Here is a 15811-nt window from a genome sequence, read left to right as displayed (position 1 = left end):
CGGCGCAGCGGGTGGACGCGAACGAAGGCAGGGCCTGATGAGCGCCGTGCAGAGCGTGGACAGCGTGGCGTTGCTGCCGGCGTACCTGGCGGCCGGCACCGCCGTACTCGTGCTGATCATTGATCTTGTGGTGGCGCGACCTCGGGCCACTGTCGCGGTGGCCGCGCTCGGCGCGCTCGGCACCGCGGTCGGCGCCGCGGTGGTCGGGGCGGGCGGCGAGCGGCGCACCTTCTGCGTCGGCGGCGACTGCTCCTGGGTCTTCGGCGGGCGGGCGGCAGTGGTCGCCGCCGTGGTGGCGCTGCTCACCCTGGGTGTGCTCGGGCTGTCGGTGCCGGCGCTGCGGGCCGGGCGGTCGCCGGTGGGGGAGTACGCCTTCCTGCTCGCCTGCTCGATGACCGGCGGTGTGGTGCTCGGCGCGGCCGGCGATCTGATCACCCTGATCGTGGCCCTGGAGACGCTGACCCTGCCGCTGTACGTGCTGGTCGGCCTGCGCCGGGGCAGCCTGGCCAGCGCCGAGGCTGCGGTGACGTTCTTCGTCGTGAGCGTGGTGGCCACCACTGTCACCCTGCTCGGCGCGGCGCTGCTGTACGCGGTGACCGGTTCGCTGCACCTGGATCGGCTCGGTGCTCTGCTGGCCGAGCGGGCGGAGCTGCGCGACCTGCCGCTGACCACCGCGGCCGGGGCGCTGCTGCTGCTCGGGCTGGCCTTCAAGGTGGCGGCGGTGCCGTTCCACGCCTGGGCGCCGGCCACCTACGACGGCGCCCCGCTGCCGGTGGCCGCGTACCTGTCGACGGCGTCGAAGCTGGGTGGCCTCGTCGCGTTGCTGGCCGTGGTGCAGCGGGCGCTGCCGGCCGACCAGACCGGCCCGGTGCTCGCCCTGCTGGCCGTGCTCACGATGACCGTCGGCAACCTCGTGGCGCTGCGTCAGCGGCGTACCGTCCGGCTGCTCGCCTGGTCCTCGGTGGCGCAGGCCGGTTACATCCTGGCCCCGCTGGGCGCGTTGGCGCTGGCCGCCGGCCGCACGGGCGAGGCGCGGTCCGCCGCGTACGCCGCCGCCGTGGCGTACACCGTCTTCTTCGTGGTGTTGGAGTTGGCCGCGTTCGCCGGGGTGACCGCGCTCCGCCCGGTGGGTGCGGACGGCGGCACGCTTGACGACCTGCGCGGGGCGGCCCGGCGGCACCCGTGGCGGGGCGCGGCGCTCGGTCTCGCGCTGGTGGGTCTGGCCGGGTTGCCGCCGGGCCTGGCCGGGCTGTTCGCGAAGGTGACAGTGGTCCGGTCGCTGCTGGACGGCGGCGCGGCCTGGCTGGCGCTGGTGGTGGCGCTGAACGCGGTGATCGGCCTGGCGTACTACCTGCGGGTCACGGCCGCTCTGTGGGCGCCGACGGCGACGTCGGGTGGCGCGGCGCCGGCCGTGCCGCTTGGGGGTGTGGTGGCGGTGGTGCTGGCGGTGGCCACGGTGGCCGCCGTGGTGCTCGGCTTCGCCCCGCAGTTGGTTCTGGATCTCGCCGCCCGCTGACCTGCGACTCCAGTCTCAGTCAATTCTCAGCGTTGAGACGGATGGTTGACGGGTACCGGGTTGTTGAACCGGTCAGCGGATCCCGGCGATCCGTGCACCGAAGGAGAGATCGTGCACCACAACCGTCTGAAGACCGCCGCGCTGCTCGGTCTGCTCACCGCCCTGATCCTCGCGGTGGGCTACTGGTTCGGCGGCAGTGGCGGTCTGGTCATCGCCGTCCTCATCTCACTGGTCATGAACGGCATTTCCTACTTCTACTCCGACAAGCTCGCGCTGCGCTCGATGCGGGCGCAACCGGTCAGCGAGGCGCAGTTCCCCGAGCTCTACCGGATGGTGCGCGAACTGGCGACCGAGGCCCGGCAGCCCATGCCGCGCCTGTACGTCAGCCCGACCGCCCAGCCCAACGCGTTCGCCACCGGGCGTAACCCGCAGCACGCGGCGGTCTGCGTGACCCAGGGCATCACCGAGATCCTGGATTACCGGGAGCTTCGGGGTGTGATCGGGCACGAGCTGTCCCACGTCTACAACCGGGACATCCTGATCTCCAGCGTGGCCGCCGGTCTGGCCGGCATCATCACCTTCCTGGCCAACATCGCCTGGTTCATCCCGCTGGGCGGTGGGGACGACGAGGACTCGCCCAACCCGGCCGTCCTGCTGCTGACCCTGATCCTCGGCCCGATCGCGGCCACCGTGATCCAGCTGGCGATCAGCCGCAGCCGTGAGTTCCAGGCCGACCAGTCGGGCGCCGAGCTGAGCCGGGACCCGCTGGCCCTGGCCAGCGCCCTGCGCAAGATCGACGCGGTGGCCCGGCGACGCCCGCTGCCCGCCCAGGGCACGCTCACCAGCACCGCCCACCTGATGATCGCCAACCCGTTCGCCGGTGGCGCGGTGGCCGCCCTCTTCTCCACCCACCCCAAGATGGAGGACCGGGTCGCCCGCCTGGAGCGGATGGCCGCCAACTCGGGGCCCGTGCAGTTCCAGCGCTGACCCGCCGCACGCCGTACTCCACCCGCGTCCCCGCACGGACGCGGGTGGAGTCGTCTCCGGGTCACTCCGGTGCGGGCAGCCGGTCCGGACGGGTCAGCAGCACGACGGCGAGCAGGACCACGCCCGCGGTGAGGTACGACGCGGCGGGCGAGAGCACGGCGGCCACGCTCCCCAGCAGGAAGATGCCGATCCCCGAGGTGACGATGTTCGCCGCGACGATCGTCGCCTCGACCTGCCCCATCCGTTCCGGAGGGGCCATCCGGGCGAACGTGGCCTGCGCCCCGATCAACCAGCCGCCGCCCGCGCCGATCAACGCGTTGCCCACGGTCAGCGCCCACAGCGGCGCGTCGACGGCTACCAGCACACCGGTCAGCAGCAGCGCGCCGGCCAGCATCGCGGCGACCGCCACCTGGCCGGCCAGCCGACCCAGCCAGCCGGACCGGCCCACCACCAGGACGAAGACCGCCCCGCCCAGCGCCGACGCCGCCAGCACTGCGGGACGCCACGCCCCGGCGGCCAGGTCGGGAGCGAGGGTCTCCGGCAGCGCGCCGGACAGCACCGTGGCCAGGGTGAGCAGGGCGACGCCCCGCAGCACGGGATGGCCGGCGATGATCCGGATGCCCGCCGTCGCCGGTGGACGCCTGCCGCGTACCCGGTGGGGGCGCTTCGGCAGTCCGGCCAGGACTACCGCGGCGATCAGGAACGAGGCGAGGTCGACCAGGAGCGCCACCCGGGATCCGAGGGCCACGGTCAGGCTTGCGCCCGCGAGCAGGCCGACCACCTGGCCCGACTGGTTGGCGAAGGCGCTGAGGCCGAACAACGGCAGCCGCAGCGGAGCGTCCACCGCCTCGGCGGCGACGGCCACGTTGACACTCGCGTACGCGGCCCGTACGGCACCGAGCAGGCCGGCCGCCACGATTGCCGGGACCGGCTGGGGGACCACCGCGGGCACGGCGATCAGCGCCGCGCCGGCGACTGACAGCCAGACCAGGAGGGTACGCCGGGCCGGAACGTCCAGCCAGCCGCTGAAGACAGTGGCGACCAGCAGGGCGGGCAGGGTGCGGGCGGCGTAGACCGCGGCTGGCCCGAGGACGGAGTTCGTCTGGTCGTAGGCGAGCAGCAGCAGTGCGGCCAAGCCTATGAAGTCCCCCAGCTCCGAGATGCCCCGGGCGATGACCAGTCGCGAGGCGACCGGATGCCGGAACAGTGCCCGGTAACCGGGGGGCGGCGTGAGCTGCTCGTCGGTTGTGGGCATCAGGTTGGCTGGTCCGCTTCCGTTACCCCGATCGGCTGATAGTTGGCGTTCTCCCGGACCCGGCGGGACTGTTCCCGGCGGTAGCTGCTGCGGATCTCCGGGTCCTGGCGGCGGCGGCGCAGCGCCACGAAGTCCGACCAGACGTCCTCCGGCCACGCCGGCAGCCCTTCCCCCGTGACGAGTTCGGCGTTGCGGAAGGCCTCCAGCGTCGAACGGTGCACAGGTTGCAGGCACATGAGAGGGATGTTCCGGTAGAAGCGCACCACCTGCCCCGCCTCGGTGAGTCGCAGGATGGTGGGCAGCAACGAGGTGTACCAGTCGGTCTCCACTACGCCCTCGTACAGCTGGAGGCCGCGCTGGGCGGGCCAGTTCGGCGCGCTCCGGGCCATGAGGCACCAGCCCGGGGAGGTACGCGCGACCACGCCGGTGACCAGCTCCACTGTGTTGGCGGCGCGCGGGTCGGCGTCGAGGAACGGGATGCTGGCGCCATACCTGTCGAAGATGTCCAGGTCGCCGCGGAACTGCTCCGGCGCCGCCTGCAACTGGTCGGCCGCGTCGGGTAGCTTCCCGTCGTAACCGCCGGCGAGCGAACGCCACTGGGCCGGCTCGTTCTCCGTCAGCAGGGTCCACTCGGTGTCCTGCCCGTCCCAACGCAGCGCGAAGTCGGCTGGCGGGTAGACGTACCAGCCGAGTCCCGAGGCGGCGGCGACCGGCGGGCACTGTTGGACGGCCCGGGCGGGCAGGGAGCCGCGCAGGCTGGGCGAGGCGGCTTCACTGGGTCTGGCGTCGCCATACAGGGAATAGATCTCGACTCGCAGAGGTGCGGTGGTAGTCCCCGACATCGGACCTCCTGCCTCATCGTGCGGTGCCGGCGTATGGACCCAATTCGATCAGCAACCTACCCCCTTTGTGACCGCTCGGTCAGTCCCGACCTCCGCGCTGGTGTGAGCGGATCGACCATCCAGGGCCTGAGCTCGGGAGTTAGGGTCGACAGGGCTTCTACCCGTTACCTGTCCCAGCGGAGGTGTACCCCCGTGGCCGCACTGCGCCAGTACCTGGGTGTCTGGCGGATCCCCGGTGCGCCGATCCTGCTGGTCACCGGCATCATCGGGCGACTCGGCATCGGTATGACGCCACTGGCGCTGCTGCTGGTGGTCGAGCAGATGACCGGCCGGTACGCGCTGGCCGCCGTCGCCGGCGGCATCTACGCCGTCGCCGGCGCCGCGCTCAGCCCGGTGGCCGGGCGGATCGCCGACCGGGTCGGCCCGAGCCCCGTGCTGCTCGTCACCGCCGTGGCCCACCCGCTGGCGCTCATCGGTCTGCTGCTGGCCAGCCGCCTGGGCGACGACGCCCTTGCCGCCATCTACCTGACGGCGGGCGTCGCCGGTGCGACGTACCCGCCGCTCACCGCCGCCATCCGCGGCGCCTGGAACGAGCTGACCAGCCCCGCCTCCGGCCGGTACGCCCTGCGCAACACCGCCCTGGCCGCGGAGACCTCCCTGTTCGAGATCGTGTTCGTGCTCGGCCCGCTGCTCGTTGCCGGCTTCGTGCTGGTCGCCGACGCGGCCGCCGCGCTGATCGGGGCAGCGGTCGTCACCCTGGTGGGCACCACCGCCGTCGCCCTCGGTCGCGTGATGCGCGGGTGGCGTCCGCACCCGCGCGAACACCACGCCCGTGGGCTCGGTCCGCTGCGGGTCGGCGGCTTTCCGGCCCTGCTGGTCTGCGTGGCCGGGCTGGGCATCGCCTTCGGCGCCGCCGGTGTGATCGTTCCGGCTTACGCCGGCAACGCCACCACCGACGACCCGGAAAGTCTGGCCGGGCTGCTGCTGGCGGTCTGGGGGGTCGGCAGCGCGATCGGCGGCTTCTGGTTCGGCGTCCGTCGGCCGGCGCCGAACATGACCCGCCAGTTCGCCCTGCTGCTCGCCGCGCTGGCCGGCACCTTCGTGGTGTTCGCGGTGATGCCCACGCCGCTCGCGCTGGGCGTGGCCCTGGTCGTCGGTGGGGCCACCATCGCGCCGGCACTGACTCTGGAGAACACGCTGGTCGGCCGGATCGCCCCGGCCGGCATGCTGAACGAGGCGTACACCTGGGTCGTCACGGTTGCCGTGGGGGCGAGCGCCGCCGGCGGCGCGGTGGCCGGCCTGATCGTCGACTACGCCGGGGGCGTGCCGTGGGCCTTCGTCTTCGCCGGGGTGGCAGTGGCCGTCGGGGCCGCGGTCGCCGCGCTGCCCGCCGGGCCCATCGCCCGGGCAGAAGCCTCGGCGGTACGCGCCGAAGACCCCGTCCCGGTCTGACCCCTCTCCTGCGGTTCCGGCGGTTGTCGGTGCCTTCTGCCAGGGTCGGATGTGTCCCAGACCGACCTTCGACAGGGGGAACAATGGCCAAGCTGCTCTACTCCGCGACCGCGTCGCTCGACGGCTACATCGCCGGCCCCGGCGGCGACATGTCCTGGCTGACCGAGCACCTCACGATCGACAACCCGACCGCGGACCGCGTCCTGGCCAACGTCGGCGCCATCCTGGCCGGCAACCGCACCTTCGGCGGCGACGACCCGAACCGTGGCACCGACAGCGAGGGCGCGTTCGGCGGCCGGTACCACGGACCGGTGGTCGTGCTGACCCACCAACCGCCCGCCGACCCACCCGCAGACATCACGTTCGTCGGCGACCTGCACAGCGCCGTCGCCCTGGCCAAGGAGGCCGCCGGCGACAAGTACGTCAACGTCCTCGGCGCGGACGTCGCCAAGCAGTGCCTCCGGGCCGGCCTGCTCGACGAGATCCTGCTCTTCTTCGCACCGGTGCTGCTCGGCGACGGGGTGCACATGTTCGACGACCCGGGCGGCGAGCGGGTGCGGTTGACGCCGATCCCGGGCGAGACCGCGCACTGGTACACCGTCGTCCGCTGACGTGGCTGCCGCCGCAGCGGTGAGCGGGGAGCCCGCCGCGGACCGAGTTCGACGATGATGGCTGGATGGACCAGCCGGAGAAGGTGGTCAGCCTGCGCATGACCACGCGTCAGTGGCGCCACCTGGACGGAGCGCTCGACAGCGAGATCAGCGTCGCGGCCGAGAACGGTGATCCTCGCCAGATCGTCTCAGCGGCGAGCGGGATCCGCAGAGCAGGATGGGACCAGATCGCCCACTGGGTGCCCGACGTCGCCGGCTCCGGCGACTGGCCGCCGGACGACGAGGAGATCGTCGCCCACCTGTCCCGCGGAGACTGGGCGCTGGCCGCCGAGTGCGCCGCGCACTGGGCCGCTGTCGCCGCCAGCGTGGGGCACGAGCAGGAGGCGGCCGTGCTCCGTGGTGTCCAGGCTCTCGTCGCCGAGGGACTCACCGCCGGCTCAGCCTGATCAGCGAGGGTGCAGGGCAGGCCGACGGAACGTGGCCCGCCCGGCCGCTTCGCCTTACCGGTAGTTGGTGAACTGGAGAGCGACGCCGAAGTCCTCGCCCTTGAGCAGCGAGATGACCGCCTGGAGGTCGTCCCGCTTCTTGCCGGTGACGCGCAGTTGATCGCCCTGGATCTGCGCCTGAACGCCCTTGGGGCCCTCGTCGCGGATTTTCTTGCTGATCGCCTTGGCCTTGTCCGTCTCGATGCCCTGGATCACCTTGCAGTCGATCTTGAACACCTTGCCGGACGGGCGTGCCTCGCCGGCGTCCAGCGACTTCAGCGAGATGTTCCGCTTGACCAGCTTCTCCTTGAAGACGTCCAGCGCGGCGAGGACGCGCTCCTCGGTCTCTGCCTGGAGGCCAATCGCCTCCTCGCCCGACCAGGAGATCTCCGCGCCCGTGCCGCGGAAGTCGAACCGCGTCGAGAGCTCCTTCTCCGCCTGGCGAAGGGCGTTGTCGACCTCCTGGCGGTCGACCTTGCTCACGATGTCGAATGACGGGTTCGCTGGCATGCTTCTGCTCCTGCTGTCGGGCGGTCTGGGCGTGCCGTCGGCCGCCGACCAGCGGCACGACCCTCTGACCGTACCCGGTTGCGTCGGTCCCGGGGTGAGCCGCTATCCTTGCTTCCGCCGCCGCGTTGCGACGCGGTGGGGTGCCCTGGCGGGTTGCCCGAGCGGCCAATGGGAGCGGACTGTAAATCCGTCGCGAAAGCTACAGAGGTTCGAATCCTCTACCCGCCACCAGGTGCAGACACGGCCCCTGACCAGCAGAGATGCTGATCGGGGGCCGTTGTCGTTGATCTAGCCGGGTCCGGCCGTTGACGACTGATTGTGGGCGGGCAGATGGTGGGCAGGTCGATCTTGCCGCTGACGGCTCTTCTGCGGCGGCGACGATGCGTTCTGGTGTTCGCCGGCTGACGAGAAAGCCGCAGTTGTCGCGAGCGGGAAGGGGCCCCGGTCGGCCCGGGTCCTCGGGATCATTCGACGACGGCAGGCTGTCTCACCGCGTCGGCGCAACGCCGAACTTTTCGATCATGAATCGCCAGAACAGCGGTACCGCTTCCTCGCTGGGGCGAGCGATCACGTCGTCTCGTCCGGACGTGCTCTGGTGCTCGATAAGCACGGCGCCGGGGCCCACCAGTCCGGACGACGGCGACCGCACGATGACTACCTCGACCGGCGTGTCCTCTGGTACCGGGCGGGCTGCGACCACCAGGTCATGCATGGAGGTGAGGCCAGCCAGCCGCGAGGCTCCGTCGCAGGCAAGGATGCTGTCCACGATCGCGGCCATGTGTTGGAAGTCAGAATGCCGCTCGGCGACGTCGTGGAACCGAACCGCAATCTTCGGCCAGGGAACCTCCGTGAATTGGTAGGCCCAGGCTCTCCACACCACCGGCAGAGCATCCCAGGTCCGGACCTGGGCGTCTCGGCCGGAGGTGCCGCATGACCGGTACGACGGTCGCCCGCCGCCCCTGCCCGGGCGACATCGCCGAACGAGTCCGGCACGCCTGGGAGTTGGCCCGCCCCGATGACCCGGACGTCGGACCGATGGCCCTCCGGCTCATGCGGTCGATCCGCGAACGCGCCCGCTGGCGGTCCGAACTGCTCGCCGCGATGGACAGGGCCGCGCGGGAGCCTCCAGATCTCCCGGCAACTCAGCACAGTGCACAGCACGACGGGGAGGACGCAGTGAACGAGGAGTTGTTGACCGTGTCGTAAGTGCTCGCCGAGTTGCGCGTACCGCGCTCGACCTGGTTCTACTGGCGGCAGATCGGCAAGGGACCACGGGTGATCAAGCTCCCGAACGGGCAGCTGCGGGTCCGGCGGTCGGCGCTCGGTCGGTGGCTCGTCGACCTGGAGCAGGACGCTGCATGAAGAGCTACGAGGTCCAGATCTGGGAGATCGCTAAGCGCGCTGACCGGAAGGCCCGGCCGTGGCGGGTCCGCTGGGCGGTGAGCGGTCAACGCTTCGAGGACATGTTCCTTACCAAGGCCCTGGCGCATTCGTTCCGCGCCGAGCTGGTCCAGGCGGCGAACGCGGGGGAGCCCTTCGACCCGGCCACCGGCCGCCCGGTCTCCGAGGCCAGAACCAAGAACCCCACCACCTGGTACGCGCACAGCCGCGCGTACGTCGAGATGAAGTGGCCCCGGGCGGCTGCCGCGTCACCGAAACGGTTGTGGCGATCTGGCGCCACGTCCTGCTCCCTTCCTGTGCTGCCGTACCTCTTTGAAAGCCCTGACGTCCCGCCTGGGCGGCCGTGGGCCTGGGGCCGGGCCCCGACGTGCCGTCCCGGCGGCAGCGACATTGACTGACGGCGGGCGACCCAGGGGCTGCCCCCGGCTCGTCGACGTTCCTGTCGCGTCCTCGTGTACGCGCGGCCTTGCGTCTGTGCGGCCCTTGTGTAGGTATCGAGACCGGGTATGGTGGTCGATGTCCGCGCCGGCGAGGGTTGATGATGGCGGTCCGTCATGGACAGTCACGGCGAGTGACCTGCGCCGTTGCCTGGGGTCCTCGTGTGCCTCCGGGCGAATTGTGCTGAAGGTCGCATCAGGCGCTGGGCGAACTGCCGATAGCGCAGGGAGAGGTCCTGATCTGGCGCGTCGTATCGAGGCTGAGTGCCCGAACGGTGCGATGTTGTCACCGCCTGGGCGGGGCGGGCCCGCACCGCTTTTCTGGGTACTGAGCGTGTGGCACGATCGTGGAACCTCCACCATCCCTGTGACGCTTCCCCGACAGGAGCAACCATGTCTGGTCGAACGCTGGGCCGGCTGCTTGGCTCATTTTTTGTCCTCGCCGCTATCGCTGGTGGCGTCTTCGTCGGCGACGTTCTCGGCAACGGGAACGCGCAGACCATGGACGTCATCTGGAACATGCCCGCCTTCCGCTGACCAAGCGAAACCCGATGATGTGATCCGGCGGGGCTCGTGAGGGGGTGGGGCATGGCGGGTCGAGGCCGCGCTGGGTTCCGCTCGACGGAGCACGCCTGGTTGATCACCGGGCCGATGGCGTTCCTTGCCGTCGTCTGTTCGACGATCGTTGGGCTGGTCGCCCCGGAGCCCTTCGGGGACTGGCCGTTGGCGTCGGCTCTCCTGCTCGCGATGGTGGCCGCCGGGCTGCCGGTCCTGAACTTCACGGTTCGGCGCCAGTCCGTCGGCGTGACCCTCACCGAGATCCCGCTGGTTCTCGCCTTCTATCTGGTGCGGCCGCTCACGGTCGTCACCATCTACACCCTCGCTGCCGTCATCACTCACCTCCGGCACCGCTTCGGCGCCACCAAGTTCTGGTTCAACGTGGCCCGGGCCGCCGCGGGATCCTCGCTGGCCGTCCTCGTCCTCCAGGCGCTTCCGCCGGTGCAGGGAGTGGGCCCGGGTGCCTGGCTGTCGCTCTTCGCGGCCGCCAGCATGGTCAACCTGGTGAGCATCATCTCGGTGGCCGGCGTGCACAGCCTGTTGCAGGGGTGGCAGGCCGGCCGCGAGGCATTCCGCACGTATCCGCCGGCCCTGCTGGCGGCGGCCATCAACATCGCCAGCGGAATCGTCGTCCTGATCCTGATCGAGACGACGTGGTGGTCCCTTCTGCTGTTGGCCGCGCTGGTCGCCGCGTTGGCCCTCGTCTACCGCTCGTACGCGCAGTTCTTCCGGCAGCACCGCACTCTCACCGATATGTACGAGTTGAGCCGGGCGGTGGCCGGGAGCGGCCAGGACGGCACTCTGGTGGACGCGCTCCTCGGCCGCGTACGAGCGCTGATGCAGGCCGAGTACGCCACGCTCTGGCTTCCCGAGCAGGGGCGCCACCCAGAGGTGCTCTTGACGGCCCGTAACGACCAGCCGGGTCTGCTCGATGTCGCCAGGACCCCGGCGGCTCTGCGGCAACGGGCCCGGGACAAGGGCCGTACCGTCGCTGTCGGCCGTGGCGTGACGACCGACGCCGAGCTTCGTGCCGACCTGTCGGCGGAGCGGGTCAAGGATGCGATCGTGATCCCGCTCCGTTCGGGTCAGGCGGTGATCGGCACGCTGGAGGTCGCCAATCGTCTCGGCGACAGCAACTACTTCGTCCGTAACGACATACCCCTCTTCGAGACGGTGGGTGCGCAGGCCGCGGTCGCCCTGGAGAATTCCCGCCTGGTCGACCGGCTGCGGCACGACGCGTACCACGACACCCTGACGCGTCTGCCCAACCGGCGGCGGATCATCGGGGCGCTGGACGAGTCGTTCAAGATCCGCCTGCCCGGCGAGGTGGTGGCACTGCTGCTCTTCGACGTGGACGGGCTGCGCCAGGTCAACGAGTCCCTCGGCCACGCGGCGGGGGACAAGGTCCTCGTCGAGGTCGCCAACCGGTTGCGGGCCAGTGCCCCGTCGTCGGCCCTGGTGGGTCGCGTCGGTGGGGACGAGTTCCTGGTGACCCTGCGTCTGGAGAACGCCGACGCGGCACTGGAGCTGGCCGGTCAACTGCGCGACCAGATCCGCGACGAGATGGTCTTCGACGCGCTCACCCTCGACGTGAACACGGCCGTCGGGGTCGCCGTACACCCGGATCATGGCAGCGATGCCGCGACCCTGCTGCTCCGTGTCGATCTGGCGGCGAACGCCGCCAAGTCGATGCCGGGCAGCGTGCAGTTGTTCAACCCGGGCCTGGAATCCCGGTCGTTGCGCCGGCTGGGTCTCGCCGGTGACCTGCGTCAGGCGTTGGACCAGAACGAGCTGGAGGTCTACTTCCAGCCCAAGGTGACCCTGCGGGACCGACGTCTGGTCGGCGTCGAGTGCCTGGCCCGGTGGGAGCACCCGACGCACGGCACCGTAGCTCCCGAGGACTTCGTGGCGGTTGCCGCGCACACCGGCCAGTTGAGTCGGCTCACCGAGGTGGTGCTCCGCGAGGGTCTGCGGCGCAGCCGGGACTGGGCCGAGGCCAACCAGCCGCTGCCCATCGCGGTGAACCTCGCCGCCCGCACGCTCACCGACCAGCACTTCCCGGACCGGGTGCACGAGCTGCTGACCGAGTACGGGGTGCCGGCGCAGCGCCTCACCCTGGAGATCACCGAGTCGGGGGTCCTGGACGGCACGGACCGGCCGATCCCGACGCTGCGCAGGCTTCGCGATCTCGGCGTCCGGCTGTCGGTGGACGACTTCGGCACCGGTGACTCCTCGCTCGCCCACCTGCGCCGGCTGCCGGTGCACGAGGTGAAGGTGGACCGGTCCTTCGTGCAGGGCATGGCGACCGACCCCGGGGACCTGGCGATCGTGAACGCGGTGGTGACGCTCTCCCAGCAGTTCGGCCTGGCGGTGGTCGCCGAGGGTGTGGAGAGCGAGCTGACCCTGGAGCTCCTTCAGGACATCGGGTGCGAGATCGGCCAGGGCTTCCTGTTCAGTCGACCGCTGCCGTACGAGCGACTGGCCGCCTGGTTCGGTGCTCAGGCGGACCCGGAGACGATCTCCGGCGGGGAGCTTCCACGCCTGCGCGTGGTGCCCTGAGCTGGGCATTCACGGGCGCTGGGGATCCGATTTCACCTGCCGACCGGTGCCGTGTATTCTACTTCTGCGCGCCCCACGGGGAGATCGCGCAGGCCCCCTTAGCTCAGTCGGCAGAGCGTCTCCATGGTAAGGAGAAGGTCTACGGTTCGATTCCGTAAGGGGGCTCGAGGGTTCAGCTGGACCCACCGCGGCGGTGTAGCTCAGATGGCAGAGCAAGCGGCTCATAATCGCTGTGTCGCCGGTTCAAGTCCGGCCACCGCTACTCTCGTCTTCCGGGCTCGTTCCCGGTGGTCGTTGAGATGGGCGCCGCTGGCGCCCACTTTGCATGTCCGCGCAGTCAGCGTCTAGGCTGACGCGTCGTAGTTGTTTCCGTTAGCGAGGAAGGCACTCCGCCGTGGCGAAGGCTACCGATGTCCGGCCGAAGATCACTTTGGCGTGTGTGGAGTGCAAGGAGCGCAACTACATCACGCGCAAGAACCGCCGGAACGACCCCGACCGCATCGAGCTGAAGAAGTTCTGCCCGCGCGACGGCCGGCACACGGTTCACCGCGAGACCCGCTGATCTCCGGCCGGCACACGCCGGCCGTTGACGAGGCCTTTCCAATCGCCGATCTGACCGGTACGGCGCGGCTCAGCCGCCGCCTGCCGACCAGATCGGCGATTGTGCTTTCCGTGTAGGTTCGCGGCATGTCTCTGGACCCTTCCTTCGTCGGCCGGACGTATCCGCCGACCGCCCCCTACCAGGTGGGCCGAGAAAAGATCCGTGAGTTCGCCACGGCCATCGGCGCCACCGACGCGGCCCACCACGACCCGGTGGCGGCGCAGGCGCTGGGCCACCCGGACGTGGTCGCCCCGCCGACCTTCCCGGTGATCGTCACCATGGCGGCGAGCCGTCAGATCATCGAGGACCCGGCCCTGGGTGTGGACTACAGCCGGCTGGTGCACGGCGACCAGCGGTTCGCGTACACCCGGCCGGTGGTCGCGGGCGACGAGCTGGTCTGCACCAACACCATCGAGGACGTCAGCAACCGGGGCGGGCACGGCTTCCTGACCACCCGCACCGACGTGAGCACTGTCGCCGGGGAACCGGTGGTCGCCGTCTGGGCCCGGTACGTCATCCGCGGGGAGGGCTGAGATGGAACTGCCAGCCAAGACGTTCCGGGTGACCCGGGCGGACCTGGTCCGCTACGCCGGCGCCTCGGGTGACTTCAACCCCATCCACTGGAGCGACCGGGTCGCCACGAAGGTGGGGCTGCCCGGGGTGATCGCGCACGGCATGTTCACGATGGCCCTGGTCGGCCGGGCGGTCGCCGAGTGGGCCGGGGCGCCCGACGCGGTGGTCGAGTACGGGGTTCGGTTCACCCGGCCGGTGGCGGTCCCCGACGACGACCAGGGGACCGAGATCGAGGTGACCGCGCGGGTCCGTGAGGTGACCGAGGACGGCCTCACCCGGCTCGATGTGACCGCGACCTGTCTGGGGGACAAGGTGCTCTCGCAGGCCCGGGCGACCATCCGGATTGCACGCTGAACCGGGTCCGCCACGCGTGGCGGGGAGACCGGTTGGGAAAGTCGGGTGCCTACCCGTACACTGGTCCGCCGTGGGGCAAGTGACCCCTGCACGGTCGTCTGTGACCGCGTGGGGCGAGTGTTGCCGCACAGGGGTGTAGCTCAATTGGCAGAGCAGCGGTCTCCAAAACCGCAGGCTGCAGGTTCAAGTCCTGTCACCCCTGCGCCTCAGGCCTGACCGTTCCCGTGGGTCGCGCCGCCGACAAGGCGGCGTCCGGCCCGTGGTGGTGGCATCGGCGGGGTGGTTCCGAGGCATTCGGGGCCCCCGGTTGATCCACCGGCCGCGGCCCGTCGCGGGACGGTTTGGCCCGGCCGGCGTGACCAGCGCCGCGTACGCCGCCCGGCGTGCGACCCGAGATTCCGCGACGGAGGGCGAAGTGGCCGACAACAAGCGGCGCGGCGAGGACGCCGGCGACGATCGTCTCGACGACGAGATCGTCGACGACGTAGCCGACGACGACGCCTCCGGCGCGGACGAGCCGGTTTCCCGGGGAGGCACCGCGACGCGGTCCCGCGCCCGGGCGGAATCGGCGGACAGCCGGCCGACCACGAGGTCGGAAACCGGTCGGGTGGGCGTGTTCGGCCGCATCGCCCGGTTTTTCCGCGAGGTCGTTGCCGAACTGCGTAAGGTCATCTGGCCGACCCGCAAGGAGTTGCTGACGTACACCGCCGTGGTGGTCACGTTCGTCGCGGTGATGCTGACGATCGTGGGCGTGCTGGACTACGGCTTCGCCAAGGTCGTGTTGTTCGTCTTCGGCAACTCGGACTGACCGGCTGTCTCCAGCCGATAGTGACGGAAGTGAGCGAGCGTGCCTGAGTACGACGAGACCGCCGGACCGGTGGACGAGCAGTCCACGGTCGCGACGGCGGCTGGTGACGAGTCGGTTGAGGCCGCCAGCGAGCCGGAGTTCCCCACCACCGAGCCTGCGCCGGACGAGGAGTACGACCCGGTCGCCGAGCTGCGGCAGAAGCTGCGCTACGCCCCGGGTGACTGGTACGTGGTGCACTCGTACGCCGGTTACGAGAACAAGGTGAAGACCAACCTCGAGACCCGGATCACGAGCCTCGACATGGAGGACTTCATCTACCAGGTCGAGGTGCCGACCCGGGAAGAGGTCGAGGTCAAGAACGGTAAGCGTTCGCAGATTCAGGCCAAGGTCTTCCCGGGCTACATCCTCGTCCGGATGGAGCTGACCGCCGAGTCCTACTCGTGTGTCCGCAACACCCCGGGTGTGACCGGCTTCGTGGGCGCGACCGACCGGGCCGACCGGCCGGCGCCGCTCTCGCTCGACGAGGTGCTGAAGTGGCTGGCGCCGGCGGTCGAGACCGAGCAGAAGAAGGCCAAGCCGGAGATCAAGGTCCTCGACTTCGAGGTCGGCGACTCGGTCACCGTCACCGACGGCGCGTTCGCGTCGCTGCCGGCCACGATCAGCGAGATCAACGCCGACCAGCAGAAGCTCAAGGTGCTGGTGTCGATCTTCGGTCGGGAGACCCCGGTGGAGCTCAACTTCAACCAGGTCGCCAAGATCTGACCGGTCGTGGGGGGGGGGGCCGGGCCCCCCCCCCCCGCGGGGGGACGCCCCCCCCCCGCCCACCCCCGCCGCGCGGGGGGGGGGCGGGGGGACTCAATAA

Annotated in this window: 19 protein-coding genes and 4 tRNA genes; 19 read left to right on the top strand and 4 right to left on the bottom strand. The window is 70.6% G+C overall.

Annotated features, from left to right (window positions below; genetic code table 11):
- The first annotated feature begins 37 nt into the window (after window positions 1–37).
- On the top strand, window positions 38–1516 hold the full coding sequence (locus AB0B97_RS17315; RefSeq protein ID WP_357494530.1) for a proton-conducting transporter membrane subunit: 1479 nt from the start codon (window positions 38–40) through the stop codon (window positions 1514–1516).
- A gap of 111 nt (window positions 1517–1627) precedes the next feature.
- Window positions 1628–2503, top strand: a complete 876-nt coding sequence (gene htpX, locus AB0B97_RS17310) for a zinc metalloprotease HtpX (RefSeq protein WP_234583469.1) — start codon at window positions 1628–1630, stop codon at window positions 2501–2503.
- Window positions 2504–2564: 61 nt separating this feature from the next.
- On the opposite strand, the gene AB0B97_RS17305 is transcribed toward htpX, so the two are convergent.
- Complete coding sequence (locus AB0B97_RS17305) at window positions 2565–3758, bottom strand: hypothetical protein (protein ID WP_357494528.1); 1194 nt, start codon at window positions 3756–3758, stop codon at window positions 2565–2567.
- Window positions 3758–4600 carry a DUF6065 family protein gene (locus AB0B97_RS17300; protein ID WP_357494526.1) on the bottom strand — a complete coding sequence of 281 codons (843 nt, stop codon included), beginning with the start codon at window positions 4598–4600 and terminating at the stop codon, window positions 3758–3760. Before AB0B97_RS17300 ends, AB0B97_RS17305 begins: the two co-directional genes overlap by 1 nt.
- A 192-nt stretch (window positions 4601–4792) precedes the next feature.
- Between AB0B97_RS17300 and AB0B97_RS17295 the strand changes: the two genes are divergently transcribed.
- The 3 genes from AB0B97_RS17295 (at window position 4793) to AB0B97_RS17285 (ending at window position 7109) form a co-directional block, all read left to right on the top strand.
- Complete coding sequence (locus AB0B97_RS17295) at window positions 4793–6052, top strand: MFS transporter (RefSeq protein WP_357494524.1); 1260 nt, start codon at window positions 4793–4795, stop codon at window positions 6050–6052.
- Between the two features lie 83 nt (window positions 6053–6135).
- The gene (locus tag AB0B97_RS17290) at window positions 6136–6663 is read left to right on the top strand and encodes a dihydrofolate reductase family protein (RefSeq protein WP_357494522.1); all 528 of its coding nucleotides are present in this window, start codon (window positions 6136–6138) and stop codon (window positions 6661–6663) included.
- 65 nt (window positions 6664–6728) lie between these two features.
- A complete protein-coding gene (locus tag AB0B97_RS17285; protein ID WP_357494520.1) occupies window positions 6729–7109 on the top strand; it encodes a hypothetical protein in 381 nt (126 codons plus the stop codon).
- Between the two features lie 54 nt (window positions 7110–7163).
- On the opposite strand, the gene AB0B97_RS17280 is transcribed toward AB0B97_RS17285, so the two are convergent.
- Window positions 7164–7658 carry a YajQ family cyclic di-GMP-binding protein gene (locus AB0B97_RS17280; RefSeq protein WP_234583450.1) on the bottom strand — a complete coding sequence of 165 codons (495 nt, stop codon included), beginning with the start codon at window positions 7656–7658 and terminating at the stop codon, window positions 7164–7166.
- A gap of 147 nt (window positions 7659–7805) precedes the next feature.
- Between AB0B97_RS17280 and AB0B97_RS17275 the strand changes: the two genes are divergently transcribed.
- Window positions 7806–7889: transfer RNA gene (locus AB0B97_RS17275), tRNA-Tyr, on the top strand.
- Between the two features lie 256 nt (window positions 7890–8145).
- On the opposite strand, the gene AB0B97_RS17270 is transcribed toward AB0B97_RS17275, so the two are convergent.
- Window positions 8146–8436 carry a hypothetical protein gene (locus AB0B97_RS17270; RefSeq protein ID WP_357494518.1) on the bottom strand — a complete coding sequence of 97 codons (291 nt, stop codon included), beginning with the start codon at window positions 8434–8436 and terminating at the stop codon, window positions 8146–8148.
- A 152-nt stretch (window positions 8437–8588) separates the two neighbouring features.
- On the opposite strand from AB0B97_RS17270, the gene AB0B97_RS17265 reads away from it, so the two are divergent.
- The 13 genes from AB0B97_RS17265 (at window position 8589) to nusG (ending at window position 15711) form a co-directional block, all read left to right on the top strand.
- On the top strand, window positions 8589–8864 hold the full coding sequence (locus tag AB0B97_RS17265) for a hypothetical protein (protein ID WP_357494516.1): 276 nt from the start codon (window positions 8589–8591) through the stop codon (window positions 8862–8864).
- Window positions 8865–9020: an excisionase gene (locus tag AB0B97_RS17260; RefSeq protein WP_357494514.1), complete on the top strand. Its 156-nt coding sequence runs from the start codon at window positions 8865–8867 to the stop codon at window positions 9018–9020.
- Window positions 9017–9457 (top strand): hypothetical protein, encoded by a 441-nt coding sequence (locus AB0B97_RS17255; protein ID WP_357494512.1) that lies wholly within the window; start codon window positions 9017–9019, stop codon window positions 9455–9457. The genes AB0B97_RS17260 and AB0B97_RS17255 overlap by 4 nt, the downstream gene beginning before the upstream one ends.
- 432 nt (window positions 9458–9889) lie before the next feature.
- Window positions 9890–10033, top strand: coding sequence for a hypothetical protein (locus AB0B97_RS17250; RefSeq protein WP_357494510.1), 144 nt, complete (start codon window positions 9890–9892; stop codon window positions 10031–10033).
- Window positions 10034–10084: 51 nt separating this feature from the next.
- Window positions 10085–12613, top strand: a complete 2529-nt coding sequence (locus tag AB0B97_RS17245) for a bifunctional diguanylate cyclase/phosphodiesterase (RefSeq protein WP_357494508.1) — start codon at window positions 10085–10087, stop codon at window positions 12611–12613.
- 92 nt (window positions 12614–12705) lie between these two features.
- Window positions 12706–12778 (top strand) — tRNA-Thr (locus tag AB0B97_RS17240).
- 24 nt (window positions 12779–12802) lie between these two features.
- Window positions 12803–12875 (top strand) — tRNA-Met (locus AB0B97_RS17235).
- A gap of 132 nt (window positions 12876–13007) precedes the next feature.
- Window positions 13008–13175 (top strand): 50S ribosomal protein L33, encoded by a 168-nt coding sequence (gene rpmG, locus AB0B97_RS17230; protein WP_007073056.1) that lies wholly within the window; start codon window positions 13008–13010, stop codon window positions 13173–13175.
- Between the two features lie 125 nt (window positions 13176–13300).
- Entirely contained in the window at window positions 13301–13747 is a 447-nt protein-coding gene (locus tag AB0B97_RS17225) for a MaoC family dehydratase N-terminal domain-containing protein (protein ID WP_007465337.1), read from the top strand.
- Between the two features lies 1 nt (window position 13748).
- Window positions 13749–14141 (top strand): MaoC family dehydratase, encoded by a 393-nt coding sequence (locus AB0B97_RS17220; RefSeq protein ID WP_357494506.1) that lies wholly within the window; start codon window positions 13749–13751, stop codon window positions 14139–14141.
- A 129-nt stretch (window positions 14142–14270) separates the two neighbouring features.
- Window positions 14271–14343, top strand: a tRNA-Trp gene (locus AB0B97_RS17215).
- A 213-nt stretch (window positions 14344–14556) separates the two neighbouring features.
- A complete protein-coding gene (gene secE / locus AB0B97_RS17210; RefSeq protein WP_234583446.1) occupies window positions 14557–14949 on the top strand; it encodes a preprotein translocase subunit SecE in 393 nt (130 codons plus the stop codon).
- A gap of 39 nt (window positions 14950–14988) precedes the next feature.
- On the top strand, window positions 14989–15711 hold the full coding sequence (gene nusG, locus AB0B97_RS17205; protein ID WP_234583445.1) for a transcription termination/antitermination protein NusG: 723 nt from the start codon (window positions 14989–14991) through the stop codon (window positions 15709–15711).
- The last annotated feature ends 100 nt before the right edge of the window (window positions 15712–15811 follow it).

The organism is Micromonospora sp. NPDC049004, assembly GCF_040649315.1.
Lineage (GTDB): Bacteria > Actinomycetota > Actinomycetes > Mycobacteriales > Micromonosporaceae > Micromonospora.
The sequence above is the reverse complement of the archived record's forward strand: the minus strand, read 5'-3'. Positions and strand labels throughout refer to the sequence as shown.

Bases quoted from the DNA above. Each gene is read 5' to 3' on its own strand.
- AB0B97_RS17265 (WP_357494516.1), top strand. From the start codon at position 8,589: ATGACCGGTACGACGGTCGCCCGCCGCCCCTGCCCGGGCGACATCGCC.
- AB0B97_RS17250 (WP_357494510.1), top strand. From the start codon at position 9,890: ATGTCTGGTCGAACGCTGGGCCGGCTGCTTGGCTCATTTTTTGTCCTC.
- AB0B97_RS17290 (WP_357494522.1), top strand. From the start codon at position 6,136: ATGGCCAAGCTGCTCTACTCCGCGACCGCGTCGCTCGACGGCTACATC.
- AB0B97_RS17315 (WP_357494530.1), top strand. From the start codon at position 38: ATGAGCGCCGTGCAGAGCGTGGACAGCGTGGCGTTGCTGCCGGCGTAC.
- AB0B97_RS17305 (WP_357494528.1), bottom strand. From the start codon at position 3,758: ATGCCCACAACCGACGAGCAGCTCACGCCGCCCCCCGGTTACCGGGCA.
- AB0B97_RS17220 (WP_357494506.1), top strand. From the start codon at position 13,749: ATGGAACTGCCAGCCAAGACGTTCCGGGTGACCCGGGCGGACCTGGTC.
- AB0B97_RS17270 (WP_357494518.1), bottom strand. From the start codon at position 8,436: ATGGCCGCGATCGTGGACAGCATCCTTGCCTGCGACGGAGCCTCGCGG.
- AB0B97_RS17225 (WP_007465337.1), top strand. From the start codon at position 13,301: ATGTCTCTGGACCCTTCCTTCGTCGGCCGGACGTATCCGCCGACCGCC.
- AB0B97_RS17280 (WP_234583450.1), bottom strand. From the start codon at position 7,658: ATGCCAGCGAACCCGTCATTCGACATCGTGAGCAAGGTCGACCGCCAG.
- AB0B97_RS17300 (WP_357494526.1), bottom strand. From the start codon at position 4,600: ATGTCGGGGACTACCACCGCACCTCTGCGAGTCGAGATCTATTCCCTG.
- AB0B97_RS17285 (WP_357494520.1), top strand. From the start codon at position 6,729: ATGGACCAGCCGGAGAAGGTGGTCAGCCTGCGCATGACCACGCGTCAG.
- AB0B97_RS17255 (WP_357494512.1), top strand. From the start codon at position 9,017: ATGAAGAGCTACGAGGTCCAGATCTGGGAGATCGCTAAGCGCGCTGAC.
- AB0B97_RS17245 (WP_357494508.1), top strand. From the start codon at position 10,085: ATGGCGGGTCGAGGCCGCGCTGGGTTCCGCTCGACGGAGCACGCCTGG.